Source organism: Actinoplanes sp. NPDC048791 (assembly GCF_040650095.1).
In the GTDB taxonomy this organism is placed as follows: Bacteria; Actinomycetota; Actinomycetes; order Mycobacteriales; family Micromonosporaceae; genus Actinoplanes.
Genome location: NZ_JBEZGQ010001430.1, coordinates 1 through 1,689 on the forward strand (window position 1 = coordinate 1; position 1,689 = coordinate 1,689).

The 1,689-nt window shown below is 72.8% G+C and carries 3 protein-coding genes; all 3 read left to right on the forward strand.

Translation table 11 applies throughout. From position 1 onward, the window contains the following. The first annotated feature begins 27 nt into the window (after window positions 1-27). Entirely contained in the window at window positions 28-321 is a 294-nt protein-coding gene (locus tag AB0C29_RS47070; protein ID WP_360834716.1) for a hypothetical protein, read from the forward strand. After that, window positions 318-1,256: a class I SAM-dependent methyltransferase gene (locus tag AB0C29_RS47075; protein WP_360834718.1), complete on the forward strand. Its 939-nt coding sequence runs from the start codon at window positions 318-320 to the stop codon at window positions 1,254-1,256. Before AB0C29_RS47070 ends, AB0C29_RS47075 begins: the two co-directional genes overlap by 4 nt. Before the next feature lie 18 nt (window positions 1,257-1,274). Continuing rightward, window positions 1,275-1,689 (forward strand): 2'-5' RNA ligase family protein (locus AB0C29_RS47080; protein WP_360834720.1); only part of this gene is annotated, 415 nt, incomplete at its 3' end.

Below are 1,689 nucleotides of genomic sequence, written 5' to 3' on the forward strand. Positions count from 1 at the left end.
AACGTTCACACTCGCCAATTACAGGTTGTGGTCGTACTCTCATGCCGCCGACAAGGCGCGGCGGCGGACCTGCTGCACGAGCGGGGCATTTTGTGGGCGCCGGACTTCGTCGTCAGCGCGGGCGGCGTCATCCATGCGACCGGGGTGGAGCTGCGCGGGGAGACGGAGGCGCAGGCCACGGCCCGGGTACGCGGCATCGCTGGGACGTTGACCACGGTGCTGGACTCGGCTCGGCGTCGCGGCATCACTCCGCTGGCGGCGGCGCACGAGCTGGCCCGGGAACGCATCGACGGCGCCCGGCAGGCGACGATGGCCGCATGAGCGACCCTTTCCCCGGCACCGGCCCCCGCACCGGCACCGGCCCGAGCGACGCCGGCCCTGGTCTGAGTGATGGCGGCCCTGGCTTGAGCGATAGCGGCCCTCATCCGAGCGACGAAGGTCCTGCTCGGGGAGAGGGCGGTCCTTATCAGGGTGACGGCCGGCCTGGTCTGGGCGGCGGCCGGCCTGGTCTGGGGGACGGCGGCCGCTACAGCGACAGCAGTCCTCGCTCGAGCGAAGCTGGGGACTCGGGCGAAGTTGGGAACCGAGGCGAAGCCGGGGACTCGGGCGAGGCCGTCCGCCTGCGCGACACCTACGACAAGGTCGCCCGCGCCTACGACGCCCAGCTGGCCGACGAGCTCGATCACAAACCCCTGGATCGGGCGCTGCTGGTCGCGTTCCTGGAACTGGCCGGGCCCGGCCGGGTCGCGGACGTCGGCTGCGGTCCCGGGCACGTGACCCGCTTCCTGGCGGCCCGGCACCCGGACGTGACCGGCCTGGATCTGTCGCCCGAGATGATCGCGATAGCCCGGGAACGCGCGCCCGAGATCCCGTTCACGGTGGCGTCGATGCTGTCCCTGCCGGTCGCCGACGGTGCGTGGGCGGGGGCCGTGGCGATGTATTCGATCATTCACCTGAGCCCGCCGGACCGCGCGGCGGCGTTCGGTGAGCTGGCCCGGGCCGTCCGCGGTGACGGCCGGCTGCTGGTGTCCTTCCACGTCGAGGGTCCGGACGTGCCAGTCGGCGGTACCAGCCATCTGACCAGCTGGTTCGGCGCGCAGGTGGACGTGGATGTGCACTTCCTGGACCCCGACGCGGTGCGCGGCGACCTGGTGGCGGCCGGGTTCCGGATCGAGTCGACGATGCTGCGGGAGCCGCTGGACCCGGCCGAGTTCCCGAGCCGCCGGGCCTACCTGCTGGCCAGGCGCGTCCGGTGATCCGCATAGGGTGAGCGGGTGGTGGCGGCGATCGAGCTGTATCTGGACGTCGACGCGTCCCGCCGGGTGCGCAAGCTGTGGCAGGCCCTCGAGGAGGAGGGAGTGCAGACGCTGGCGTCCCTGCTCGACGAACGCCACCGCCCGCACGTGTCACTGGCGGCCGCCCGGCGGCTGGAGCCGGAGGCGGTGACCGCGGCGCTGGCCGGGCACGCGGTGGGGCGCGGGCTGACGCTGGAGCTGGATTTCGTCGGCCAGTTCATCGGGCGGGTGCTGTGGCTGGGGGTCACCCCGACCCTGGAGCTGCTCGAACTGCACCGCGCGGTGCATGACCGGCTGGCCGGGCACGGCATCGAGGTCTGGGAGCACTACCGGCCGGGGCGGTGGGTGCCGCACTGCAGGATCTCGATGCGGGTGCCGAACCCGCTGATGGGCG